We start from the raw sequence: 22,088 nt of genomic DNA on the forward strand, positions 1-22,088 counted from the left end.
GGGTCCCAGGAGAGACGCAATGAGCCTGTGGCAACAAAACTACGATCCGGCCGGTAACATCTGGCTGTCGAGCCTGATCGCATCCCTGCCGATCCTGTTCTTCTTCTTCGCGCTGATTAAGCTCAAGCTGAAGGGCTACCTTGCCGCGACATACACCGTCGCCATCGCCCTGCTGGTGGCGCTCTTTTTCTACAAAATGCCCGTCGATCGCGCCATGGCGTCGGTGGTGTATGGCTTCTTCTACGGCCTGTGGCCGATTGCGTGGATCATTATCGCTGCGGTGTTTGTCTACAAAATCTCGGTCAAGACCGGGCAGTTCGACATCATCCGCTCGTCCATCCTCTCTATTACGCCGGACCAGCGCCTGCAAATGCTGATCGTCGGCTTCTCATTCGGGGCATTCCTTGAAGGGGCGGCGGGCTTTGGCGCACCGGTGGCGATCACCGCTGCGCTGCTGGTCGGGCTGGGCTTTAATCCGCTCTATGCCGCCGGGCTGTGCCTGATCGTCAATACCGCCCCGGTCGCCTTCGGGGCGATGGGGATCCCGATTCTGGTGGCCGGGCAGGTAACAGGCCTGGATAGCTTCGAAATCGGCCAGATGGTGGGCCGTCAGCTGCCGTTTTTAACCATTATCGTGCTGTTCTGGATCATGGCGATTATGGACGGCTGGCGCGGCATTAAAGAGACCTGGCCAGCGGTAATGGTAGCGGGCGGCTCCTTTGCCATCGCCCAGTACCTTAGCTCTAACTTTATTGGCCCCGAGCTGCCGGACATCATCTCCTCGCTGGTGTCGTTGGTCTGCCTGACGCTGTTCCTGAAACGCTGGCAGCCGGTGCGCATCTTCCGCTTCGGCGATATGGGTGCCGCACAGGTCGATGAGACCCTGACGCGCACCCGTTACAGCGCGGGCCAGATTATCAAAGCGTGGTCGCCGTTCCTGTTCCTCACCGCCACGGTGACGCTGTGGAGCATCCCGCCGTTTAAGGCGCTGTTTGCACCCGGCGGAGCGCTGTACGACATGGTGATCAACGTTTCGGTCCCGTATCTGGACAAGCTGGTGGCCCGTATGCCGCCGGTGGTCAACGCGGCAACGCCCTATGCGGCGGTCTATAAATTTGACTGGTTCTCGGCTACCGGGACGGCGATCCTGTTTGCTGCTCTGCTCTCCATCGTCTGGCTGCGTATGAAGCCCGCGGCGGCAGTGCAGACCTTCGCCAGCACGCTGAAAGAGCTGGCCCTGCCCATCTACTCCATCGGCATGGTGCTGGCGTTCGCCTTTATCTCGAACTACTCCGGTCTCTCCTCAACCCTGGCCCTGGCGCTGGCCCATACCGGTAACGCCTTTACCTTCTTCTCGCCGTTCCTCGGCTGGCTGGGGGTATTCCTTACCGGCTCCGATACCTCATCGAACGCCCTGTTCGCCGCCCTGCAGGCGACAGCGGCGCAGCAGATTGGCGTTTCGGATGTGCTGCTGGTTGCGGCCAACACCACCGGCGGCGTGACCGGAAAAATGATCTCCCCGCAGTCTATCGCCATTGCCTGCGCAGCGGTGGGGCTGGTAGGTAAAGAGTCGGATCTGTTCCGCTTCACCGTGAAGCACAGCCTGATTTTCACCTGCATGGTGGGGGTTATTACCACCCTTCAGGCCTATGTCTTAACCTGGATGATCCCGTGATTGTCATGCCCAAACGCCTCTCCGATGAGATAGCCTCTCGCGTACGGGGGCTGATAAAAGACCAGCAGCTGGAGGCGGGCATGAAGTTGCCCGCCGAGCGCCAGCTGGCAGCGCAGCTTGGTGTGTCGCGCAACTCGCTGCGTGAAGCGCTGGCTACGCTGGTCAACGAAGGGGTGCTGCTGAGCCGTCGCGGCGGCGGCACCTTTGTACGCTGGCAGCACGACGAATGGTCTGAGCAAAATATTGTCCAGCCGCTGAAAACCTTGCTGGAGCACGACCCTGACTACAGCTTTGATATTCTCGAAGCCCGCCACGCCATCGAGGCCAGCACCGCCTGGCACGCAGCGATGCGCGCCACCGAGGCCGATAAAGAGAAGCTTCGTGTTTGCTACGAGGCCACCCAGAGCAAGGATCCGGACATCGCCTCGCAGGCGGACGTACGCTTTCATCTGGCCATCGCCGAAGCGTCACACAACGTGGTGCTGCTGCAGACCATGCGCGGTTTCTTCGATCTGCTGCAGTCGTCGGTTAAGCAGAGTCGCCAGCGCATGTATCAGGTTCCGCCGGTATTCGCCCAGCTCACCGAGCAGCATCAGGCCGTGCTCGACGCCATCCTGGCCGGCGACGCCGACGCCGCGCGTAAGGCGATGATGGCGCATCTGGGTTTTGTCCACACCACCATTAAACAATTCGATGAAGATCAGGCCCGTCAGGCGCGCATTACCCGTCTGCCCGGCGATCCCGATCCTACCAGGGAGAACACCGCATGATTATTTCTGCAGCCAGTGATTACCGCGCAGCGGCTCAGCGCATCCTGCCCCCTTTCCTGTTCCACTACATCGACGGCGGCGCGTACGCGGAATATACCCTGCGCCGCAACGTAGAGGATCTCGCCCAGGTGGCCCTGCGCCAGCGCGTGCTGAAGAACATGGCCGATCTGAGCCTGGAGACCACGCTGTTTAACGAAAAGCTCTCCATGCCGGTGGCTCTTGCGCCGGTAGGACTGTGCGGCATGTATGCCCGCCGGGGCGAGGTGCAGGCCGCCGCCGCTGCTGATGCGAAGGGTATTCCGTTTACCCTCTCCACCGTCTCAGTCTGCCCGATTGAAGAGGTGGCCCCCACCCTGAAGCGCCCGATGTGGTTCCAGCTCTACGTTCTGCGCGATCGCGGCTTTATGCGCAACGCGCTGGAGCGGGCGAAAGCGGCAGGTTGTTCGACGCTGGTCTTTACCGTGGATATGCCGACGCCCGGGGCGCGCTATCGGGATGCGCACTCCGGCATGAGCGGTGCCAACGCCGCCATGCGCCGCTACTGGCAGTCGGTGACCCACCCTCGCTGGGCCTGGGACGTGGGCCTGCATGGTCGTCCACACGATCTGGGCAATATCTCTACCTATCTCGGTAAGCCAACCGGGCTTGAGGATTACATTGGCTGGCTGGCAAACAACTTCGATCCCTCTATCTCATGGAAGGACCTGGAGTGGATCCGCGAGTTCTGGGACGGCCCGATGGTGATCAAAGGGATCCTTGATGCCGAAGATGCCCGCGACGCGGTGCGCTTTGGTGCGGACGGCATTGTGGTGTCGAACCACGGCGGCCGCCAGCTGGATGGGGTACTCTCCTCCGCCCGGGCGCTGCCGGCGATTGCCGATGCGGTGAAGGGCGACATTACGATTCTGGCCGACAGCGGGATCCGTAACGGACTCGACGTAGTGCGGATGATTGCCCTCGGGGCGGACAGCGTGCTGCTGGGCCGGGCCTATCTCTACGCGCTGGCAACCCACGGCCAGGCAGGGGTAGCGAACCTGCTGAACCTGATCGAGAAAGAGATGCGCGTGGCGATGACCCTGACCGGGGCGAAATCGATTAAGGAGATCACCCGCGACCTGCTGGTGCAGAACGTCGAGCACGAGTCGGTATTCGAACCGGTGAAGACCGGCGACGCGGCGTAATTTAGGCGTAATTCTGCTATGCTGCCCCGCGTTATTGAGGGGGCACCATGCTGAACATCGTCTTATTTGAACCGGAAATCCCGCCGAACACCGGGAATATCATTCGTCTTTGCGCCAATACTGGCTTCCGCCTGCATATTATCGAACCGATGGGCTTCACCTGGGACGATAAGCGCCTGCGCCGGGCGGGGCTGGATTACCATGAGTTCACCGCCGTGCAGCGTCACGCTGATTACGCAGCGTTTCTGGCGGCGGAGAACCCGCAGCGTCTGTTTGCGCTCACCACCAAGGGTAAGCCTGCGCACAGCGCGGTGAGCTATCAGGACGGTGACTACCTGATGTTTGGTCCCGAGACGCGCGGCCTGCCGGCAACGATCCTCGATGCGCTACCGCCTGAGCAGAAGATCCGCATCCCAATGATGCCGGACAGCCGCAGCATGAACCTGTCTAACGCGGTATCGGTGGTAGTGTATGAGGCCTGGCGTCAGTTAGGATATTCGGGCGCGGTATTACGCAGTTAAGATAGTTGTGTAGGCCCGGCAAGCGCAGCGCCACCGGGCGTTCTGTTAAATTCCGTCGCCGTACTCGAACCCGTGGTGGGCAGCAAAGTGCTGGTCCATATCCATAGAGGGTTTATCCGTCTCTGGCTTACCGACAATCCGCGCCGGGACGCCTGCGGCAGTGGTATGGGGCGGAACAGGCTGCAATACCACCGAACCCGCGCCAATCTTCGCCCCGCGCCCGACTTCGATATTGCCAAGGATTTTGGCGCCTGCGCCAATCATCACCCCTTCACGAATTTTCGGGTGGCGATCGCCGCTGGTTTTGCCGGTCCCGCCGAGGGTGACGGATTGCAGAATCGAGACGTCGTTTTCAATCACTGCCGTCTCACCGACGACGATGCCGGTGGCGTGGTCGAGCATAATGCCGCGGCCAATCCGCGCCGCCGGGTGAATATCCACCTGGAAAGAGACTGAGACTTGGTTTTGCAGGAAGATAGCCAGCGCGCGGCGACCCTCTGCCCATAGCCAGTGCCCGATGCGGTAGGCCTGCAGGGCATGGAAACCTTTCAGGTAGAGCAGCGGGGTGGAGTATTTGTCCACCGCCGGGTCACGGGTGCGCACCGCCTGAATATCACAGGCGGCGGAAGCGATCATCTCTGGATCGGCGGCGTAGGCCTCCTCGACTACTTCCCGAATAGCGATGGCGGGCATGATGGGCGACGCCAGCTTATTCGCCAGCATATAGCTCAGGGCGCTGCCAAGATTTTCATGCTTGAGTAACGTCGCGTGATAGAAACTGGCCAGCATCGGCTCACAGTCCGCCAGCGCCCGGGCTTCGGCTTTAATATTATTCCAGACCAGATCCAGCTCTTCACACGGCATTGCATACTCCAGACGTAATAAAAGAGACCGGCCAATCTACGTTGGCCGTGTCCATTTAGAGGATTTAAAATTACTGACTGCTACGCTCGTCCTTGCGCGTGCGCCCTAACAGGGTCAATGCTGCCTCGCGCGCGTTTTTACCGCAATACAATACTTGAAATATCTCCTCGGTAATTGGCATTTCGACACCAAAGCGGTGTGCCAACTCGCGGACCTCTTTTGTATTGCGGTAGCCTTCCACCACCTGGCCGATCTGCGTCTGAGCCTGCTGCACGTCCATACCCTGGCCGAGCATCATGCCAAAGCGGCGGTTGCGGGATTGGTTATCGGTACAGGTCAGTACCAGATCGCCTAACCCTGCCATCCCCATAAAGGTTTCAGGTGCCGCACCCAGCGCAGCGCCGAGGCGTGACATCTCCGCCAGCCCGCGGGTAATGAGCGCGGTACGGGCGTTGGCACCAAAGCCGATGCCGTCCGACATGCCTGCACCAATGGCGATAACGTTTTTCACCGCGCCGCCGAGCTGCACGCCGATAAAGTCCGGGTTGCTGTAGACGCGGAAGCTTTTACCGCAGTGCAGCAGCTGCTGGAGATCTTCAGCAAAGCCGCTGTCCGTCGAGGCCAGAGCGATGGCCGTCGGCAGGCCCGCCGCCAGCTCTTTCGCGAAGGTTGGCCCGGAGATCACCGCCAGCGGAATGGTATCGCCCAGCGCCTCTCGCGCCACGTCCTGCAGCAGGCGGCCCGTCTCTGCTTCCAGGCCCTTGGTGGCCCAGACGATACGTGCGTCGTCGCGCATCAGCGGCTTGATCTGGCGCAGCATATCGCCAAAGACGTGGCTTGGCACCACCACCAGAATATTGCGGCTGGCCTGTAATGCGGTCGCTAAGTCACTTTCAAGGTGCAGCGTGTCGGGGAAAGGCACATCGGGAAGGAACGCGGCATTACAGCGATCGTGCTGCAGGGTCGCGATATGTTTTGGATCGTGCCCCCAGAGAATAACCTGGTGGCCATTTCTTGCCAGAGTGATGGCAAGAGCGGTGCCGTAGGAGCCGGCACCGATCACAGTCATATGAGCATTAGGTGTACTCATCAGGCATCCTGATGTTCTTCAGTACCTTCACCAGCCTGCTGCTGCAAATAGTTCATGAACAGCGCATCAAAGTTGACCGGCGCAAGGTTCAGCTGCGGGAAGGTACCGCGAGAAACCAGACTGGTGATGCATTCACGGGCGTACGGGAACAGAATATTCGGGCAGTACGCGCCCAGGCAGTGCGCCATCTGGTTGCCTTCGATACCACCAACGGAGAAGATACCGGCCTGCTGCACTTCGCACAGGAACGCGGTCTCTTCGCCCAGGCTTGCGGTCACGGTCACGCGCAAGACCACTTCGTATACGTCATCAGCCAGCTGGCTGGACGCGGTATCCAGATCCAGTTTTACCTCTGGCTGCCAGTCTTTCTGGAATACATGAGGCGCATTCGGCGCTTCAAAAGAGACATCCTTGGTGTAGATACGCTGGATCTGGAAAGTCATTTCGGTGTTATTTTGTTCTGACATGAGAAAAGCCCTTAGTAATATACTCAAACGCCTTAGCGCAACAGGGGATCGAGTCCACCACGCGCATCCAGCGCATACAAGTCGTCACAGCCGCCAATGTGCTGTGCATCAATAAAAATCTGCGGCACGGTCGTACGGCCACTACGTTGAATCATCTCTTCACGCTTCACGGCATCGCCGTCAATCGGCAGCTCCGCGTAGGTCACGCCTTTGCTGTCCAGCAACCCCTTTGCACGGTGGCAGAACGGGCAGGTTGCTTTGGTATAGATTTCAATGTTGGCCATAACGCTTCTCCAGATTATTTACCGCGAACCAGCGGTAGGTTTTCGCCGCTCCAGCCTGCAACGCCGTCCTTCAGCACATAGACCTGTGTGAAGCCCGCGTTGACCAGCGCGCTGGCAGGCTCCTGCGCCTGCATGCCAGAACCATCTACAACAATAATGGGTTTGCTTTTATGTTTATCAAGCTCACCTACATTATTGGCTTTAATTTCGGCTGGCAGCAAATTCACCGCGCCGGCGATATGCCCTTTGCGGAAATCATCACGCTGACGCAGATCGACAACCACAGCCTCTTCTTTGTTAATCAGACGCGTCGCTTCACCACGGGTGATCACTTTCACTTTTGATGTAAGGCCTTTGAAGGTGGTGAACAGCACCGCCCCCAGTAACACAACCCACGCGATACAGAGGATGGGGTGACGGCTAACAAATTGCATAATTTCTTGCATGGGGGGTAACAGCTCCCGACTCAGTGAATAAAAAAACCAGGAAGGGAGTATACCTGTGCAGTGTGGCAAATACAGCCAGCGAGCAACAAGGAATGCATTTTCTGCGCACCGTCACGGAAAAAAGCGCTAAAAGCGGCCCGAATCAGCGCCTTCCCGGCCCTTTTCTTTGATCTTCTGCGGCTATTTAATCGATTCAGTCGTAGTAAAATCAGGCAAATTTTTTGTCTTATGAGCTTGAGGGTTGTCGCAATGTCGGTTACTAAAAAACCTATGGTACTGGTGATTCTGGATGGCTACGGCTACCGCGAAGATCAGCAGGATAACGCTATTCTTAATGCCAAAACGCCAGTAATGGACGCCCTGTGGGCGAAACGCCCGCACACGCTGGTTGACGCATCCGGCCTTGAAGTCGGCCTGCCGGACCGTCAGATGGGTAACTCTGAAGTGGGCCACGTCAACCTGGGCGCGGGCCGCATTGTTTATCAGGATCTCACTCGCCTGGACGTTGAGATTAAAGAGCGCACCTTCTTTAGCAACCCGGCGCTGGCAGGCGCGGTGGACAACGCCGTCGCGCAGAACAAGGCCGTGCACATCATGGGCCTGCTCTCAGCAGGCGGCGTGCACAGCCATGAAGATCATATTTTGGCGATGGTGGAGCTGGCTGCGGCACGCGGCGCAGAGAAGATCTACCTGCACGCGTTTCTCGACGGCCGTGACACGCCGCCGCGCAGCGCAGAGTCCTCCCTGAAACGCTTTGAGGAGAAGTTTGCCGAGCTGGGCAAAGGCCGCGTCGCCACGATTATTGGCCGCTACTACGCCATGGATCGCGATAACCGCTGGGATCGCGTCGAGCAGGCCTATGACCTGATGACCCAGGCGAAGGGTGAATATCAGGCCGACACCGCCGTGGCGGGTTTACAGGCCGCCTACGCCCGCGACGAGAATGACGAATTTGTGAAGGCGACGGTGATCCGCGCCGCAGGTCAAGACGATTCCGCCATGCAGGATGGCGACGCGCTGATTTTCATGAACTTCCGCGCCGACCGCGCCCGTGAGATCACCCGCGCCTTCGTCAACACCGACTTTGACGGCTTTGCCCGTAAAAAAGCGGTCAAGCTGGGCGAGTTCGTGATGCTCACTCAATACGCTGCTGACATCACCGCCTCCTGCGCCTACCCGCCCGCCTCGCTGGCCAACACCTTCGGCGAGTGGATGGCGAAGAACGACAAAACCCAGCTGCGTATCTCCGAAACAGAGAAGTATGCGCACGTCACCTTCTTCTTCAACGGCGGCGTCGAAGAGCCGTTCAGCGGCGAAGATCGCATTCTGATCAACTCCCCAAAAGTGGCGACCTACGACCTGCAGCCGGAGATGAGCTCTGCAGAATTAACTGAAAAATTGGTCGCCGCCATCAAGGGCGGCAAGTACGACACCATCATCTGCAACTATCCGAACGGTGACATGGTCGGCCATACCGGCGTGTTTGAGGCTGCCGTTGCCGCCGTCGAAACGCTGGACAAATGCATCGCCCAGGTAGCCGAGGCGGTAGAGTCCACAGGCGGCCAGCTGTTGATTACTGCGGATCACGGCAATGCCGAGCAGATGCGCGACCCGGCCACCGGTCAGGCCCATACCGCCCATACTAACCTGCCGGTTCCGCTGATCTACGTCGGTGGTAAATCGGTTAAAGCAGTCAGCGGCGGTAAACTTTCGGACATCGCGCCGACCATGCTGAGCCTGATGGGCATGGAAATCCCGCAAGAGATGACTGGCAAGCCGCTGTTCATCGTGGAATAATCGCTCCCCATGAGGGGAAAGGCGATTTTTTCAATTACATGGGCCAGCACTGTCCGGCCATTGTTCTGTGCCAGCGCGCTCAGCGCTGGCGTTTTGCTGTGCGCTTTTCCTGCCCACGCGGACGATCGCGACCAGCTAAAATCGATTCAGGCCGATATCGCCAGCAAAGAGCGAGCGGTACGCCAGCAGCAGCAGCAGCGCGCTACGCTTCTGGCACAGCTTAAAGAGCAGGAGGAGGCGATCTCTGCCGCCGCCCGCAAGCTGCGTGAAACCCAAAGCACCCTCAACGAACTTAACAAGCAGATTGACGCCATGAACGCGTCGATTGCCAGGCTTGAACAGCAGAAAGCCAGCCAGGAGCGCAATCTGGCTGCCCAGCTCGACGCCGCATTTCGCCAGGGCGAGCACTCCGGCGTCCAGTATATTTTTAACAGTGAAGAGACCGCCCGCGGCGAGCGCATGCAGGCCTATTACGGCTACCTGAACCAGGCGCGTCAGGAGACCATCGCCCAGCTAAAGCAGACCCGTGAAGAGGTCGCTGCCCAGCGGGCCGAGCTGGAAGAGAAGCAGAGCCAGCAGCAGACGCTGCTCTATGAACAGCAGGCCCAGCAGGCGAAGCTGGAGCAGGCACGCAACGAGCGTAAAAAGACCCTCACCAGCCTGGAAAGCTCTATTCAGGCGGGCCAGCAGCAGCTGAGCGAGATGCGTGCTAACGAATCCCGGCTGCGTAATAGCCTTGCCCGGGCGGAAGCCGCCGCGAAAGCGCGGGCAGAGCGCGAGGCGCGCGAGGCCGATGCGGTACGCGATCGCCAGCAGGAGGCCTCCCGTAAAGGCACGACCTACAAACCCACCGAGAGCGAGCGCTCGCTGATGTCACGCACCGGAGGCTTAGGCTCACCGCGTGGGCAGGCCTACTGGCCGGTTCGCGGCTCTCTGCTGCATCGCTATGGCGAACAGCTGCAGGGTGAGCTACGGTGGAAAGGGATTGTGATTGGCGCGTCCGAAGGTAGCGAAGTAAAAGCGATTGCTGACGGGCGGGTGATCCTCGCCGACTGGCTGCAGGGCTACGGCCTGGTCGTAGTGGTTGAGCACGGGAAAGGCGATATGAGCCTTTACGGCTATAATCAGAGCGCACTGGTCAGCGTCGGAACCCAGGTTCGCGCCGGTCAGCCGATTGCCCTTGTGGGCAGCAGTGGCGGTCAGGGCCGTCCGTCACTCTACTTTGAAATTCGTCGTCAGGGTCAGGCGGTTAATCCACAACCGTGGTTGGGAAGATAAGTTTTGCTTCAGTTTCGTCGTCTGTTTTACGCGATTATGACGCTTCTGCCGTTTATTATTCCGGCGTACGCCGGCAAGCTCTCCATTGTTATTGATGATTTCGGCTATCGCCCGCAAACAGAAAACCAGGTGCTGGCGATGCCCGCTGCTGTTTCCGTTGCCGTGCTGCCTAACGCACCCCACGCCCATGAGATGGCGACCAAAGCCCACAATGGCGGCCATGAGGTGCTGATCCACCTGCCGATGGCCCCCCTGAGCAAGCAGCCGCTGGAAAAAGATACCCTGCGCCCGGAGATGAGCAGCGACGAGATCGAGCGCATCATCCGTGACGCCTATGGCAAAGTACCCTATGCCGTCGGCCTGAATAACCACATGGGCAGCGCCATGACCTCCAGCCTGTTTGGCATGCAAAAGGTGATGCAGGCCCTGGAGCGCTATAACCTCTACTTCCTCGACAGTATGACCATCGGCAATAGTCAGGCGATGCGCGCCGCCGCCGGAACGGGCGTGAAGGTGATTAAACGCCGGGTATTTCTCGACGATACGCAGAATGAAGGGGATATCCGCCGCCAGTTTAACCGGGCGGTGGATCTGGCCCGTCGCAACGGCTCAGCGATTGCCATTGGCCACCCGCACCCCACCACCGTGCGCGTATTGCAGCAGATGATCTACAGCCTGCCGGGGGATATCACTCTGGTGCGCCCGAGCAGCCTGCTTAACGAACCGCAGATCGATACCTCAAGGCCGAACCTGACGCCGCCTGCCGGCAATGGGCAACAACCCGCTGCGCCGCGCAATCCGTTCCACGGCGTGAAGCTGTGTAAACCGAAGCAGCCCTTGCAGCCGGTCTACGCCAGCCGCTTCTTTACCGTGCTGAGCGAAAGCATCAGTCAAAGCTCGGTCACGGCCTGGTTCCAGCAGCAGTGGCAGGGCTGGGGCCAACACTAACCGAGGTTTAATGCTCTACGAGCAATACGGTGGTGCGACAGCGTTTTGTCGCGCCACTTATAGAGACGCAGCGACCAGAGCAGTGCCTGGTAGGCCATCTTGACGCTGCGCACGTTGGTGAGCATCCGCCGGTACATCCCCGAAGTAAACACCTCGGCAATCATACGCTGCTGGGTCAGCGTGTCCGGCTCTTTACGCAGGGCATGGAACACGCGCAGCGCCTCGTAGGTAATCTGCTGGTGGAACTCCGGATAGATAGGGATACGATCCGCATAGTCACTGTTCAGCTTCTCCAGCAGGCGAGTGATCTTGATGTAGTGCCGTTGGTAGGCAAGATTCTTCTCTCCCTGCCGCTTCATATGGCTGACGGAATTTTCATGCTGATAGTACTTATACAGCGACTCTTCCGTGTACCTGACGCGCCGGGTATTGAACATAAACTCGGTGCTCCAGATAATGTCCTGATGATGCAACCCTGGCACGAAGCGGATCCGGTGCTGTTTGATCAGGTCGTGACGATAGACCCCCATCCACAGCACGTGCGTCCAACGGCGTGATTTTAGCCCCATCCGCAGCCAGTCCGGCCCGGTAAGTACGCCCGTCGAGCGCAGGCGGCTGGTGGGAATGGACTGCCATACCTTACCCGTGGCGCGCGAACTCCAGTCGGCGTTGCACTGGGCGACATCGAGATCGTCCTGCAGCGCCATCGCCATCAGTTTTTCGTACATGGTAGGATAGACTTCATCGTCGGCATCGACAAAAGCGATATAGTCTCCGGTTGCGACATCCAGCGCCCGGTTGCGGGCAACGGAGACACCGGAATTTGCCTGATGCAGCAGGCGAATGTGGGGGTACGCTTCAGCGTAAAATTTTGCGATCTCCACGGAGTTATCCGTCGAGCCATCATTAACAATGATGATCTCCAGATCGGTCCATGTCTGGGCGATCAGCGACTCCATGCATGCTTTAAAATCGTTCCCGGTGTTGTACAGCGGGATGATGACGCTCAGCTTTTTTGTAGGGCTTATCATGAGATAACCGTTCCGTCTCTTAGAATATCCCTGCCTTTCTACCAGCTGAATATTAAGATTAGGTTAAAAGCTGTACAAATAAGAAAAGACCAGGCTTTTTAGGCCTGGTCTTAATTAATGCTGGGGAGGATCAGTTCCAGCTGAGGATCACTTTCCCGGACTGGCCAGAGCGCATGGCGTCAAAGCCCTGCTGGAACTCATCAATGCTGAAACGGTGGGTGATGATCGGCGACAGGTCCAGTCCGGACTGGATCAGCGCCGCCATCTTATACCAGGTCTCAAACATCTCGCGGCCATAGATGCCCTTGATAAACAAGCCCTTAAAGATAACCTTGTTCCAGTCGATAGACATCTCCGACGGCGGAATACCCAGCAGCGCAATGCGGCCGCCGTGGTTCATGGTATCAAGCATGGTACGGAACGCCGGTGGCGCGCCGGACATCTCAAGACCCACGTCAAACCCTTCGGTCATGCCCAGCTCGGCCATCACCTCATCCAGGCTTTCGGTAGCAACGTTAACCGCCCGGGTGACGCCCATCTTACGCGCCAGCTCCAGCCGGTACTCGTTGACGTCGGTGATCACTACGTGACGGGCACCAACGTGCTTCGCCACCGCTGCCGCCATGATGCCGATAGGACCCGCACCGGAGACCAGCACGTCTTCACCTACCAGATCGAAGGAGAGCGCGGTGTGCACGGCGTTGCCGAACGGATCGAAAATTGCCGCCAGCTCGTCAGGGATGTTGTCCGGAATTTTAAAGGCGTTAAAGGCCGGGATGACCAGATACTCGGCAAAAGAGCCTGGGCGGTTAACGCCGACGCCGACGGTGTTACGGCAGAGGTGTGTCCGGCCACCGCGGCAGTTACGGCAGTGGCCGCAGGTGATGTGGCCTTCGCCGGAGACGCGGTCGCCGATCTTAAAGCCTTTAACCTCCTGGCCAATCCCGACCACTTCCCCAACGTACTCGTGACCGACCACCATCGGTACCGGAATGGTTTTTTGTGACCACTCGTCCCAGTTATAGATATGCACGTCCGTGCCGCAGATCGCGCTTTTACGGATCTTGATCAGCAGATCGTTATGGCCCACCTCTGGCTCTGGCACGTCGGTCATCCAGATCCCTTCCTGTGGTTTCAGCTTGGATAACGCTTTCATCTTTCGTCCTCAGGCAATCACGCCAAGTTGTTTACCAATGCGGGTGAAGGCCTCCACCGCACGTTCAATCTGTTCAGGGGAGTGAGCCGCCGACATCTGGGTGCGAATACGCGCCTGGCCTTTCGGCACGACCGGGAAGAAGAAGCCGGTGACGTAAATGCCCTCTTTTTGCAGCTCACGGGCAAAGTTCTGCGCTACTACCGCATCGCCCAGCATGACCGGGATGATGGCGTGATCGGCTCCGGCGAGGGTAAAGCCCGCCGCGCTCATTTTTTCACGGAACAGGCTGGCGTTAGCCCACAGCTTTTCCCGTAGCTCCGCGCCGGATTCCAGCATCTCAAGCACCTTGATGGAGGCGCTGACGATCGCCGGAGCCAGCGAGTTGGAGAAGAGATAGGGGCGCGAGCGCTGGCGCAGCCACTCTACCACCTCTTTACGCGCCGCCGTGTAGCCGCCGGATGCGCCGCCGAGCGCCTTGCCCAGCGTGCCGGTGATAATATCTACCCGGCCCATCACCTCACAGTACTCGTGGGTGCCGCGCCCGTTCGCGCCAACAAAGCCCACCGCGTGGGAATCATCGACCATCACCAGCGCTTCATACTTATCCGCCAGATCGCAGACGCCCTTCAGGTTGGCAATCACGCCGTCCATAGAGAAGACGCCGTCGGTGGCGATCAGCACCTGACGTGCGCCTGCATCGCGCGCCTCCTGCAGACGCGCCTCCAGCTCCTGCATATCGTTATTGGCGTAGCGGTAGCGTTTGGCTTTGCAGAGGCGGACTCCGTCGATGATGGAGGCGTGGTTCAGGGCATCGGAGATAATCGCGTCTTCCGCCCCCAGCAGCGTCTCGAACAGGCCGCCGTTGGCATCGAAGCAGGAGGAGTAGAGAATGGCGTCTTCCATGCCGAGGAACCCGGCCAGCTTCGTCTCCAGGGCTTTGTGGGTATCCTGCGTGCCGCAGATAAAACGTACCGAGGCCATGCCAAAGCCGTGGCTGTCCATCCCGGCCTTCGCCGCGCGGATAAGCTCCGGATGGTTCGCCAGACCGAGATAGTTGTTGGCGCAGAAGTTGATCACCTGGCTGCCGTCGGCAACGGTGATATCAGCCTGCTGGGCTGAGGTGATAATCCGTTCTTCTTTAAACAACCCTTCCGCCCGGGCGGTTTCAAGGTCGCTGTTCAACCGTTGGTAAAAATCCCCACGCATTGCAATTCTCCAGACTGGGCAAATTTCAGCACATCTTACCGAAAGCATTACGCCGATACGAGATGATGCCGCACCGGTTATCGTTTTTGCAGCACAAATCACGTACGGCCCGCCGGGATCGCGGCGAAGGGCTGAAGGGTCGGCAATGTGATGGTATGATAAAGGTATTCATGCCTGAGATTGTCTCAGTGCATCCACATTTAAAGGTTACAGTTATGATTATCGTTACCGGCGGCGCAGGCTTTATCGGCAGCAACATTGTCAAAGCGCTCAATGACAAAGGCATCACCGACATTCTGGTGGTCGATAACCTGAAAGATGGCACCAAGTTCGTCAACCTGGCCGACCTGAATATCGCCGACTACATGGATAAAGAAGATTTCCTCATCCAGGTTATGGCGGGTGAAGAGTTCGGCGACATCGAAGCCATCTTCCACGAAGGCGCATGCTCCTCCACCACCGAGTGGGACGGCAAGTACATGATGGACAACAACTATCAGTACTCTAAAGAGCTGCTGCACTACTGCCTGGAGCGCGATATTCCGTTCCTGTACGCCTCCTCTGCTGCCACCTATGGCGGACGCACCAGCAACTTTATCGAGTCCCGCGAGTATGAGCAGCCACTGAACGTCTACGGCTACTCCAAGTTCCTGTTCGATGAGTACGTGCGCCAGATCCTGCCGGAAGCAAACTCGCCGATCGTCGGCTTCCGCTACTTCAACGTCTACGGTCCGCGTGAAGGCCATAAAGGCAGCATGGCCAGCGTTGCTTTCCACCTTAACACCCAGCTGAACAACGGCGAAACGCCGAAGCTGTTTGAAGGCAGCGACGGCTTCAAGCGCGACTTCGTCTACGTGGGCGACGTGGCGGCAGTGAACCTCTGGTTCTGGGAAAACCGCGTCTCCGGTATCTACAACCTGGGTACCGGCCGCGCAGAGTCCTTCCAGGCCGTGGCCGATGCCGCGCTGGCATTCCACAAGAAGGGCGAGATCGAGTACATCCCGTTCCCCGAGAAGCTGAAAGGCCGCTACCAGGCGTTCACCCAGGCGGATCTGACCAATCTGCGTGCGGCAGGCTACGACAAGCCGTTTAAAACCGTTGCCGAAGGCGTAGCGGAGTATATGGCCTGGCTGAACCGCGACGCGTAAGAACCTGCATGAAAATACTGGTGATCGGCCCGTCATGGGTGGGCGACATGATGATGTCGCAAAGTCTCTATCGCACGCTCAAGGCGCGCTATCCCCAGGCGACAATCGACGTGATGGCACCCGCATGGTGTCGTCCGCTGCTGTCGCGGATGCCGGAAGTGAATGAAGCGATCCCTATGCCCCTTGGGCATGGGGCGCTGGAGCTTGGTGCGCGTCGCCGTCTTGGCGTGAGCCTCCGCGAGCGCCGCTACGATCGCGCTTACGTGCTGCCTAACTCCTATAAATCTGCCTTAGTGCCCTTCTTTGCCAATATCCCCGTGCGCACCGGCTGGCGCGGCGAGATGCGCTACGGCGTGCTTAACGACGCGCGCGTGCTCGATAAGCAGGCCTGGCCGCTGATGGTCGAACGCTACGTGGCGTTGGCCTACGATAAAGGCGTGATGGACTCGGCAAAAGACCTACCCCAGCCGCTGCTCTGGCCCCAGCTGCACGTAGAAGAGAGCGAGCAGCGCCGCACCTGTCACACCTTCGGCATCCTGACCGATCGCCCTGTTATTGGCTTCTGCCCCGGCGCGGAGTTTGGCCCGGCGAAGCGCTGGCCGCACTACCACTATGCCGAGCTGGCGAAGCAGCTGATCGACGAGGGTTACCAGGTGGTGCTGTTTGGCTCCGCGAAAGATCACGGAGCAGGGAATGAAATTCTGGCTATGCTCAGCCTTGAGCAGCAGGCGTGGTGCCGTAACCTGGCCGGTGAAACCCAGCTTGAGCAGGCGGTCATTTTACTGGCGGCCTGCCGGGCGGTGGTTACTAACGATTCCGGCCTGATGCACGTTGCCGCCGCGCTTAACCGGCCGCTGGTGGCGCTGTACGGTCCCAGCAGCCCGGACTTTACCCCACCGCTGTCGCATAAGGCCCGCGTCATCCGCCTTATCACTGGCTATCACAAAGTGCGCAAAGGCGATGCCGCAGAGGGCTACCACCAGAGCCTGATCGATATCCAGCCCGAGCAGGTGCTGGAGACGCTGAACGGTCTATTGCTGGATGAAGAAGGCTAACGGATGCGGGTGCTGATTGTAAAAACATCGTCGATGGGTGACGTACTGCATACCCTGCCCGCCCTGACGGATGCCATGCTGGCAATTGCCGGCATCCGCTTTGACTGGGTCGTGGAGGAGGGTTTCGCTCAGATCCCTGCCTGGCACGACGCGGTGGATCGCGTTATTCCGGTTGCCTTGCGCCGCTGGCGTAAAGCCTGGTTCTCCGATCCGGTGAAAGCCGAACGCCGGGCGTTTCGTGAAACCTTGCGGGCGGTGCACTATGATGCGGTTATCGACGCCCAGGGGCTGGTGAAAAGCGCGGCGCTGGTTACCCGGCTGGCGCACGGCCTGAAGCACGGTATGGACTGGCAAAGCGCTCGCGAGCCGCTGGCCAACCTGTTCTATAGCCGCCGTCACCACATTGCAAAGCAGCAGCACGCCGTGGAGCGCACCCGGGAGCTGTTTGCGAAAAGCCTGGGCTACAGCAAACCACAGACCCAGGGCGACTACGCCATTGCACAGCATTTTGTTGAGGAGAGCGCCGCAGGCGAGCCTTACGCCGTATTTCTGCATGCCACCACGCGGGATGATAAGCACTGGCCGGAAGCGCGCTGGCGGGATCTGCTGGGGCTGATGGCAACCTCAGGGTTAAGAATTAAGCTCCCCTGGGGTGCACCTCATGAGGAAGCGCGCGCCAGACGGCTGGCAGAGGGGTTTGATTACGTGGAGGTGCTGCCGCGCCTGAGCCTGGAGAAGGTTGCTCGCGAGTTGGCAGGGGCGAAGCTGGTCGTGTCGGTTGATACCGGGCTAAGCCATATGGCCGCCGCTCTCGATCGGCCCAACTTTACGCTCTACGGCCCGACCGATCCGGGGCTAATTGGCGGCTACGGTAAGAATCAGCTGGCGGTGCGCTCACCGAATGGCGATTTGCAGCAGCTGACCGCAGAGACGGTGTTCGAAACAATAACGCCCTGACAGGGCGTTATTTTTTATGCTTAAGGGCGCGTATTTTCCGCCGCAGCGCCTCTTTGGCGCGGATAATTTTATATACCCGACTGCCGCTCTTCACCTTCACGCCAAATTTCCGGCGCAGCGCCAGCAGATCGTTTGCCTGGCATACCTTCACGCTCGCCTTGCAGGAGATATCGATAATACGAATATCACCGGCGGGCGTCAGAATAAAATTGCCATAGTGAATATCGTTTGAGGCCAGGCCGTGGCGATGCAGGGCCAACACGCACTCGACGATTTGTGGAATATATTGCTCAGGGTTATTCACCTCGGTGAGCGGCGTCCCTTCTATATACTCATAGAGGGCATAGACATCCTGGGTCGTGCGAAAACGGTTCTTTTCGGCAACGAAGTACAGCTCCTGAAAAACGTGGCAGCCCTCATTGACGGCGCGGTCCATCAGCCTGATCAAACGTGACTGGAACGGGCCAAATATAAAGTTGGCAATTTTCTTCTCGAGCCGTTTTTCCCGCTCGCGATCCTCTTTCAGAATGTATTTACGCTTTTCAGAGGCGATGATCGCTACCGACCTGTCAGCGTTGCCGCTGGCCAGCTTGCGCACCGGGATTTGGTTATTTTTATACTGCGTCAGCAGGGTGGTGAAATCATCATCGTTAACGCGCTGATAGATCTCAAAACCCTGTTTACGGCTAAACGCCACGCTCATTATTGTTTTCCTTATACCTGCGGGCAAAAGCTAGAGAAACGTTTTCACCCGTGCATACACTTCGCTACAGCTGATTTTATCTAATGCTGAGGCGTAATGATGTTCATCAAATGTGGTAAAGGCTTTATAGATAACCGAGTGTAGCTCCGGATCCTGGTAAGGACCATAGAGCATAGGCGAGGTCACGACGAACATGCTGACGGTTGGGATCTGCATAGCGACAGCAAGGTGCAGGGGACCGGTATCCGACGTCACCAGCAGGCTCATCTTCTTGATCTCCTGCAGCAGGCCAGGGATCGTGGTTTTACCAATCATCGGCAGAACGCGATCGTGATAGCGAGCGTCGAGCTGCTGCAGGAACGTAGTCTGCAGCGCGACTTCGTTCGGTGCGCCAATCAGCACGATTTTTACCGCCTCGTAGTCGTTAATCAGCTGGGTGGCGAGGCGGGCAAAATTCTCTGTCGACCAGCATTTGCGCAGGCTCGAAGCCCCCATCTGGAAGCCAATATACTTCACCGCCGGATCGCGGGTCGCTTCATCCACCTCGACGTTCGCGGGCAGACGCATCGCCCGGGAAGGTTCGCTGCTAAGAAATGGGCCGATCAGCTCCAGCTTACGTTGAATAGTGTGACCTACGAAATTCTTCAGGCGGCTGGTTGCCCACTTGCTGACCAGGGCGATATTCTGCTTATCGTTATCGATAAAGACATATTTTGCCCCGGCGCGGATGGCGCTGAGAAAGTCATAGGGCGTGTGGGAGTGCAGAATAATTGCCGCATCCGGGCGGCCATGCTGCTTAATATTTTTTACCAGCGCCGAGACCGTGGTCAGCTTGTTATCCCAGGCGATCAGGCTATCCCAGTCTTTACCCGCCGAGAGAAACTGCACCATTTTTTTATGGCAGATAAGAGTAATATGCGCCTCTGGATACTCCTGACGAATAGCGTGAATCGCCGGGGAGTTCATCATGAAATCACCCAGCGCCGTCGAGGAGTAGATAACAATATTTTTAATATTGCGCTTATCTTCCTGGGCAAACTCCGCCTGGGTAGAAGCCAGGCCGTTCTTACCCGTATACAGCCGCAAAAACAGGTTAACCACAACCAGCTGTATCTTTTTTCTCAGTGCTCGAATCATTCAATGAAACCTGTCTTATTAACGCTGTTCCTGCAGACGAATGAAGGCATTATACACCTCATCGACCGGGATGTTGCGGACATCATAGCCCTCACCCTGTAGCAGTTCATGCGGTACGGCCCACGGCGTCCAGAGCCAGGCCGCTTTGTTGCCAAACAGAGCAACGATAGGTTTATGAACGCCAGCGGCAATATGCAGCGCGCCGCCGTCGCTGGTAACTATCCGATCGCATAGCGACATGCCCGCCATCAGCTCGCGGATGTTTTGCGTGACGACCGGAAGCAGCGATACGCCCTGACAGTGATCAATAATGTAGTGCGCCTTCTCATCATCGCCCGGATGCAGTTTGTTATCTGCGCTGCCCGGAGACCAGAAGAGCAGGATATGACACGGCTGCTCGGCGGCAAGCCGCTGCGCCAGGGCGACAAAGTTTTCTACCGGCCAACGCTGCTCGGGCCGACGGGAGCTGATCTGTAATCCGTATACCGGCAGGCCGTCATCGGGGAGATTGATCTTCTGCTTAATGGCCGCTGTCTCTTCAGGCCGCACGTACAGCTCCAGCGGGCCAGGCTCGGCGGTGATGCCCAGCGGTTCGGCTAAGCGCGCCAGCAGCTTCACCAGGTGCTCTTTCTGCGTTGATTCCGGCAGCGCATCGGTCACGTCAGGCGGACAGTCGTTACCGATAGCAATGATTTTTTTTGCCCCCGCCAGCTTTGCCCACTGCAAAGGACGCTTATCCCAACGCTCTTTAGCAACAATCGCCACGTCGTAGCGCGCACGACGAAGATCGATAATGGTTTTGAGCCGCTGCCACAGGACGCTTAACGCCGACGTTCCTTTGCTGCGGTGGTGCAGCTTGCTGTAGAGAAACACCTTGCCTACGTGCGGGTTATTATCCAGCACCGGTTTGTTGTAGGTATTGACCAGCAGATCGACCTTGCTTCCCGTTTCATGGGCAATAGTTGCAATCAGCGGCGTGGTCAGAATCAGGTCGCCAATATTGTCGCGACGAATAATCAAAACCTTCATGACGCACTCCCTGGCACGCTATTTTTATCTTTGGTCACGATTAGACCGATCATCAGGCCGGTAAAGGCCATAAACTGCTCTAAAAAGTGATCCCGCAGCATATTATCGACGCTGGAGCGGAAGAGGAAACTTACCGCCATCAACGACAAAAAGAGACCCGGCATGACCAGCTTTTTCGAGAAGGCATCCCAGCCCACCACAATTAACGAGATCACGAAGCATAACCAGCCCGCCAGACCAAGAAAGCCGTTTTGTAGCGCAAAATCGATTACGCCGTAGTGGCTATTATCCTGCTTAATAGAAGGATCATGATAAGCCTTCTGTAGCAGCACCAAAAATGCGTCTTTACGCGGCCCGGTACCAAAAGGATTTTCAAACACCAGCTTCCAACCCTGATGGAAAAAGGTTGAGCGGCAGGCGTTTGACTCATCTAACACCCGACCGGTGCTATCCTGCAGGGTCGGTCCTGTAAAACCATCGTAGCAGCGATTATCCACCGAGAGATTCCACCCGGATACGGCGTCCTGGCTCAGGCTCTGCCAGCGTGGATCCTGAGTCCAGGAAGTATAGCCGACGGCAGCAACCATCAGCGCTACCGCTGCGCCGGTCAACACCATCTTCTTGCGGTTGTCCCGGTTAAGCATCCTGGCGGCAATAAAAGCGCAGATAGAAATGGTGCTGCCAATCAAACCGATCGTACCCCAACGGGTATTCACCAATGCGGTGGCGACAAAGCAGACGGCAATGAAAAAGAGCAGCAGGCTGGTTTTAAAGATCAAAAACTTGCGGTGCAGAAACAGACGGGAAAGCAGCTCGGCGAAGAGAATGCCGCAGATGAAGTTGATCTGAAAGCTCATCTCGGTGCGCGTGCGCACAATCCAGGTAATGCCCCAGTCAATATAGCCGTTACGCAGGTACATAAAGCCGGTCTGGATAATGTGAATAAATATCACGCCCAACGAGCAAAGCACCACCAGAGAGAGAAAGCGGGTTTTACTTAAGCCACGGAAGCAGCTGGCACTAAAGGAGTAGATGAGCAGACCAATGAAAAAGAGTAACCCAGCGCGCAGGTACTGTCCCTGCCAGCTGCGAAACATCTGCTTAAGATCCGGGGCAACCAGCAGGCCGTTCAACAAGGTGAATACCAACAGGCCAGCAAGAAGATAAACTGGAATACGCGATTTAAGATTATGCTCCAGCGGCATACCCTGCTTTTTAAAGTAGAGATACAGGGTCATCGCCAGGCCAACATAGATAAAAAGATTGCGGTTGGTAGGCAAGTTTGAGTTTTCAATCGGCCAGACAAAACACAGAATGCAGAAACAGAAAAGCAGAAGCGAAGTGG

At 57.8% G+C, this 22,088-nt stretch carries 22 protein-coding genes; 10 read left to right on the plus strand and 12 right to left on the minus strand.

Features of this window, described 5'->3' with window-relative positions:
- The first annotated feature begins 19 nt into the window (after positions 1-19).
- The 4 genes from lldP to trmL are packed head-to-tail and all read left to right on the plus strand — an operon-like array spanning position 20 to position 4,147.
- Positions 20-1,675, plus strand: a complete 1,656-nt coding sequence (gene lldP / locus RTN40_RS08940; protein WP_312228155.1) for an L-lactate permease — start codon at positions 20-22, stop codon at positions 1,673-1,675.
- Positions 1,672-2,445: a transcriptional regulator LldR gene (gene lldR, locus RTN40_RS08945; protein WP_312228156.1), complete on the plus strand. Its 774-nt coding sequence runs from the start codon at positions 1,672-1,674 to the stop codon at positions 2,443-2,445. The genes lldP and lldR overlap by 4 nt, the downstream gene beginning before the upstream one ends.
- Complete coding sequence (gene lldD, locus RTN40_RS08950) at positions 2,442-3,626, plus strand: FMN-dependent L-lactate dehydrogenase LldD (RefSeq protein ID WP_103820484.1); 1,185 nt, start codon at positions 2,442-2,444, stop codon at positions 3,624-3,626. Before lldR ends, lldD begins: the two co-directional genes overlap by 4 nt.
- Positions 3,627-3,673: 47 nt before the next feature.
- Entirely contained in the window at positions 3,674-4,147 is a 474-nt protein-coding gene (gene trmL / locus RTN40_RS08955; protein ID WP_312228157.1) for a tRNA (uridine(34)/cytosine(34)/5-carboxymethylaminomethyluridine(34)-2'-O)-methyltransferase TrmL, read from the plus strand.
- Positions 4,148-4,192: 45 nt separating this feature from the next.
- Here the strand turns inward: trmL and cysE are convergent, their stop codons facing one another.
- The 5 genes from cysE to RTN40_RS08980 form a co-directional block, all read right to left on the minus strand.
- On the minus strand, positions 4,193-5,011 hold the full coding sequence (gene cysE, locus RTN40_RS08960) for a serine O-acetyltransferase (protein ID WP_312211731.1): 819 nt from the start codon (positions 5,009-5,011) through the stop codon (positions 4,193-4,195).
- Positions 5,012-5,081: 70 nt separating this feature from the next.
- Positions 5,082-6,101: an NAD(P)H-dependent glycerol-3-phosphate dehydrogenase gene (gene gpsA, locus RTN40_RS08965; protein WP_312228158.1), complete on the minus strand. Its 1,020-nt coding sequence runs from the start codon at positions 6,099-6,101 to the stop codon at positions 5,082-5,084.
- Positions 6,101-6,568 (minus strand): protein-export chaperone SecB, encoded by a 468-nt coding sequence (secB, locus tag RTN40_RS08970; protein ID WP_103820487.1) that lies wholly within the window; start codon positions 6,566-6,568, stop codon positions 6,101-6,103. The genes gpsA and secB overlap by 1 nt, the downstream gene beginning before the upstream one ends.
- 32 nt (positions 6,569-6,600) lie before the next feature.
- On the minus strand, positions 6,601-6,852 hold the full coding sequence (grxC, locus tag RTN40_RS08975) for a glutaredoxin 3 (RefSeq protein ID WP_312211729.1): 252 nt from the start codon (positions 6,850-6,852) through the stop codon (positions 6,601-6,603).
- Between the two features lie 14 nt (positions 6,853-6,866).
- A complete protein-coding gene (locus RTN40_RS08980) occupies positions 6,867-7,298 on the minus strand; it encodes a rhodanese-like domain-containing protein (RefSeq protein ID WP_042393305.1) in 432 nt (143 codons plus the stop codon).
- A gap of 249 nt (positions 7,299-7,547) precedes the next feature.
- Between RTN40_RS08980 and gpmM the strand changes: the two genes are divergently transcribed.
- Genes gpmM through RTN40_RS08995 form a run of 3 tightly spaced genes read left to right on the plus strand, consistent with a single transcriptional unit; the run spans position 7,548 to position 11,321 of the window.
- On the plus strand, positions 7,548-9,095 hold the full coding sequence (gene gpmM / locus RTN40_RS08985; RefSeq protein ID WP_312228159.1) for a 2,3-bisphosphoglycerate-independent phosphoglycerate mutase: 1,548 nt from the start codon (positions 7,548-7,550) through the stop codon (positions 9,093-9,095).
- Positions 9,096-9,104: 9 nt separating this feature from the next.
- Positions 9,105-10,373, plus strand: a complete 1,269-nt coding sequence (envC, locus tag RTN40_RS08990; protein WP_312228160.1) for a murein hydrolase activator EnvC — start codon at positions 9,105-9,107, stop codon at positions 10,371-10,373.
- Between the two features lie 3 nt (positions 10,374-10,376).
- Complete coding sequence (locus tag RTN40_RS08995; protein WP_312228161.1) at positions 10,377-11,321, plus strand: divergent polysaccharide deacetylase family protein; 945 nt, start codon at positions 10,377-10,379, stop codon at positions 11,319-11,321.
- On the opposite strand, the gene RTN40_RS09000 is transcribed toward RTN40_RS08995, so the two are convergent.
- The 3 genes from RTN40_RS09000 to kbl form a co-directional block, all read right to left on the minus strand.
- Complete coding sequence (locus RTN40_RS09000; RefSeq protein ID WP_312228162.1) at positions 11,318-12,352, minus strand: glycosyltransferase; 1,035 nt, start codon at positions 12,350-12,352, stop codon at positions 11,318-11,320. The two genes, RTN40_RS08995 and RTN40_RS09000, sit on opposite strands and share 4 nt — an antisense overlap.
- A gap of 130 nt (positions 12,353-12,482) precedes the next feature.
- The gene (tdh, locus tag RTN40_RS09005) at positions 12,483-13,508 is read right to left on the minus strand and encodes an L-threonine 3-dehydrogenase (RefSeq protein ID WP_312228163.1); all 1,026 of its coding nucleotides are present in this window, start codon (positions 13,506-13,508) and stop codon (positions 12,483-12,485) included.
- A gap of 9 nt (positions 13,509-13,517) precedes the next feature.
- A complete protein-coding gene (gene kbl, locus RTN40_RS09010) occupies positions 13,518-14,714 on the minus strand; it encodes a glycine C-acetyltransferase (RefSeq protein WP_312228164.1) in 1,197 nt (398 codons plus the stop codon).
- Positions 14,715-14,929: 215 nt separating this feature from the next.
- Between kbl and rfaD the strand changes: the two genes are divergently transcribed.
- The 3 genes from rfaD to rfaC are packed head-to-tail and all read left to right on the plus strand — an operon-like array spanning position 14,930 to position 17,874.
- Positions 14,930-15,862, plus strand: coding sequence for an ADP-glyceromanno-heptose 6-epimerase (gene rfaD, locus RTN40_RS09015; RefSeq protein ID WP_312228165.1), 933 nt, complete (start codon positions 14,930-14,932; stop codon positions 15,860-15,862).
- 8 nt (positions 15,863-15,870) lie between these two features.
- The gene (gene rfaF / locus RTN40_RS09020; RefSeq protein ID WP_312228166.1) at positions 15,871-16,917 is read left to right on the plus strand and encodes an ADP-heptose--LPS heptosyltransferase RfaF; all 1,047 of its coding nucleotides are present in this window, start codon (positions 15,871-15,873) and stop codon (positions 16,915-16,917) included.
- A gap of 3 nt (positions 16,918-16,920) precedes the next feature.
- On the plus strand, positions 16,921-17,874 hold the full coding sequence (gene rfaC / locus RTN40_RS09025) for a lipopolysaccharide heptosyltransferase RfaC (protein ID WP_312228167.1): 954 nt from the start codon (positions 16,921-16,923) through the stop codon (positions 17,872-17,874).
- Between the two features lie 7 nt (positions 17,875-17,881).
- Here the strand turns inward: rfaC and RTN40_RS09030 are convergent, their stop codons facing one another.
- From RTN40_RS09030 to RTN40_RS09045, 4 genes are read right to left on the minus strand one after another with little or no spacing between them, the layout of a single operon-like run.
- Positions 17,882-18,577 carry a lipopolysaccharide core heptose(II) kinase RfaY gene (locus tag RTN40_RS09030; RefSeq protein WP_312228168.1) on the minus strand — a complete coding sequence of 232 codons (696 nt, stop codon included), beginning with the start codon at positions 18,575-18,577 and terminating at the stop codon, positions 17,882-17,884.
- Positions 18,578-18,607: 30 nt separating this feature from the next.
- Positions 18,608-19,714 carry a glycosyltransferase family 9 protein gene (locus RTN40_RS09035; protein ID WP_312228169.1) on the minus strand — a complete coding sequence of 369 codons (1,107 nt, stop codon included), beginning with the start codon at positions 19,712-19,714 and terminating at the stop codon, positions 18,608-18,610.
- Positions 19,715-19,732: 18 nt separating this feature from the next.
- Positions 19,733-20,743 (minus strand): glycosyltransferase family 9 protein, encoded by a 1,011-nt coding sequence (locus RTN40_RS09040; protein WP_312228170.1) that lies wholly within the window; start codon positions 20,741-20,743, stop codon positions 19,733-19,735.
- Complete coding sequence (locus tag RTN40_RS09045; RefSeq protein ID WP_312228171.1) at positions 20,740-22,023, minus strand: O-antigen ligase family protein; 1,284 nt, start codon at positions 22,021-22,023, stop codon at positions 20,740-20,742. The genes RTN40_RS09040 and RTN40_RS09045 overlap by 4 nt, the downstream gene beginning before the upstream one ends.
- Positions 22,024-22,088 lie beyond the last annotated feature (65 nt).

This window comes from Pseudescherichia sp. (genome assembly GCF_031987975.1).
In the GTDB taxonomy this organism is placed as follows: Bacteria; Pseudomonadota; Gammaproteobacteria; order Enterobacterales; family Enterobacteriaceae; genus Pseudescherichia.

Excerpts from the sequence above, each read along its gene's own strand:
- lldP (WP_312228155.1), top strand. The coding sequence starts at position 20 with ATGAGCCTGTGGCAACAAAACTACGATCCGGCCGGTAACATCTGGCTG.
- lldD (WP_103820484.1), top strand. The coding sequence starts at position 2,442 with ATGATTATTTCTGCAGCCAGTGATTACCGCGCAGCGGCTCAGCGCATC.
- trmL (WP_312228157.1), top strand. The coding sequence starts at position 3,674 with ATGCTGAACATCGTCTTATTTGAACCGGAAATCCCGCCGAACACCGGG.
- cysE (WP_312211731.1), bottom strand. The coding sequence starts at position 5,011 with ATGCCGTGTGAAGAGCTGGATCTGGTCTGGAATAATATTAAAGCCGAA.
- gpsA (WP_312228158.1), bottom strand. The coding sequence starts at position 6,101 with ATGAGTACACCTAATGCTCATATGACTGTGATCGGTGCCGGCTCCTAC.
- secB (WP_103820487.1), bottom strand. The coding sequence starts at position 6,568 with ATGTCAGAACAAAATAACACCGAAATGACTTTCCAGATCCAGCGTATC.
- grxC (WP_312211729.1), bottom strand. The coding sequence starts at position 6,852 with ATGGCCAACATTGAAATCTATACCAAAGCAACCTGCCCGTTCTGCCAC.
- RTN40_RS08980 (WP_042393305.1), bottom strand. The coding sequence starts at position 7,298 with ATGCAAGAAATTATGCAATTTGTTAGCCGTCACCCCATCCTCTGTATC.
- gpmM (WP_312228159.1), top strand. The coding sequence starts at position 7,548 with ATGTCGGTTACTAAAAAACCTATGGTACTGGTGATTCTGGATGGCTAC.
- envC (WP_312228160.1), top strand. The coding sequence starts at position 9,105 with ATGAGGGGAAAGGCGATTTTTTCAATTACATGGGCCAGCACTGTCCGG.
- RTN40_RS09000 (WP_312228162.1), bottom strand. The coding sequence starts at position 12,352 with ATGATAAGCCCTACAAAAAAGCTGAGCGTCATCATCCCGCTGTACAAC.
- tdh (WP_312228163.1), bottom strand. The coding sequence starts at position 13,508 with ATGAAAGCGTTATCCAAGCTGAAACCACAGGAAGGGATCTGGATGACC.
- kbl (WP_312228164.1), bottom strand. The coding sequence starts at position 14,714 with ATGCGTGGGGATTTTTACCAACGGTTGAACAGCGACCTTGAAACCGCC.
- rfaD (WP_312228165.1), top strand. The coding sequence starts at position 14,930 with ATGATTATCGTTACCGGCGGCGCAGGCTTTATCGGCAGCAACATTGTC.
- rfaF (WP_312228166.1), top strand. The coding sequence starts at position 15,871 with ATGAAAATACTGGTGATCGGCCCGTCATGGGTGGGCGACATGATGATG.
- rfaC (WP_312228167.1), top strand. The coding sequence starts at position 16,921 with ATGCGGGTGCTGATTGTAAAAACATCGTCGATGGGTGACGTACTGCAT.
- RTN40_RS09030 (WP_312228168.1), bottom strand. The coding sequence starts at position 18,577 with ATGAGCGTGGCGTTTAGCCGTAAACAGGGTTTTGAGATCTATCAGCGC.
- RTN40_RS09035 (WP_312228169.1), bottom strand. The coding sequence starts at position 19,714 with ATGATTCGAGCACTGAGAAAAAAGATACAGCTGGTTGTGGTTAACCTG.
- RTN40_RS09040 (WP_312228170.1), bottom strand. The coding sequence starts at position 20,743 with ATGAAGGTTTTGATTATTCGTCGCGACAATATTGGCGACCTGATTCTG.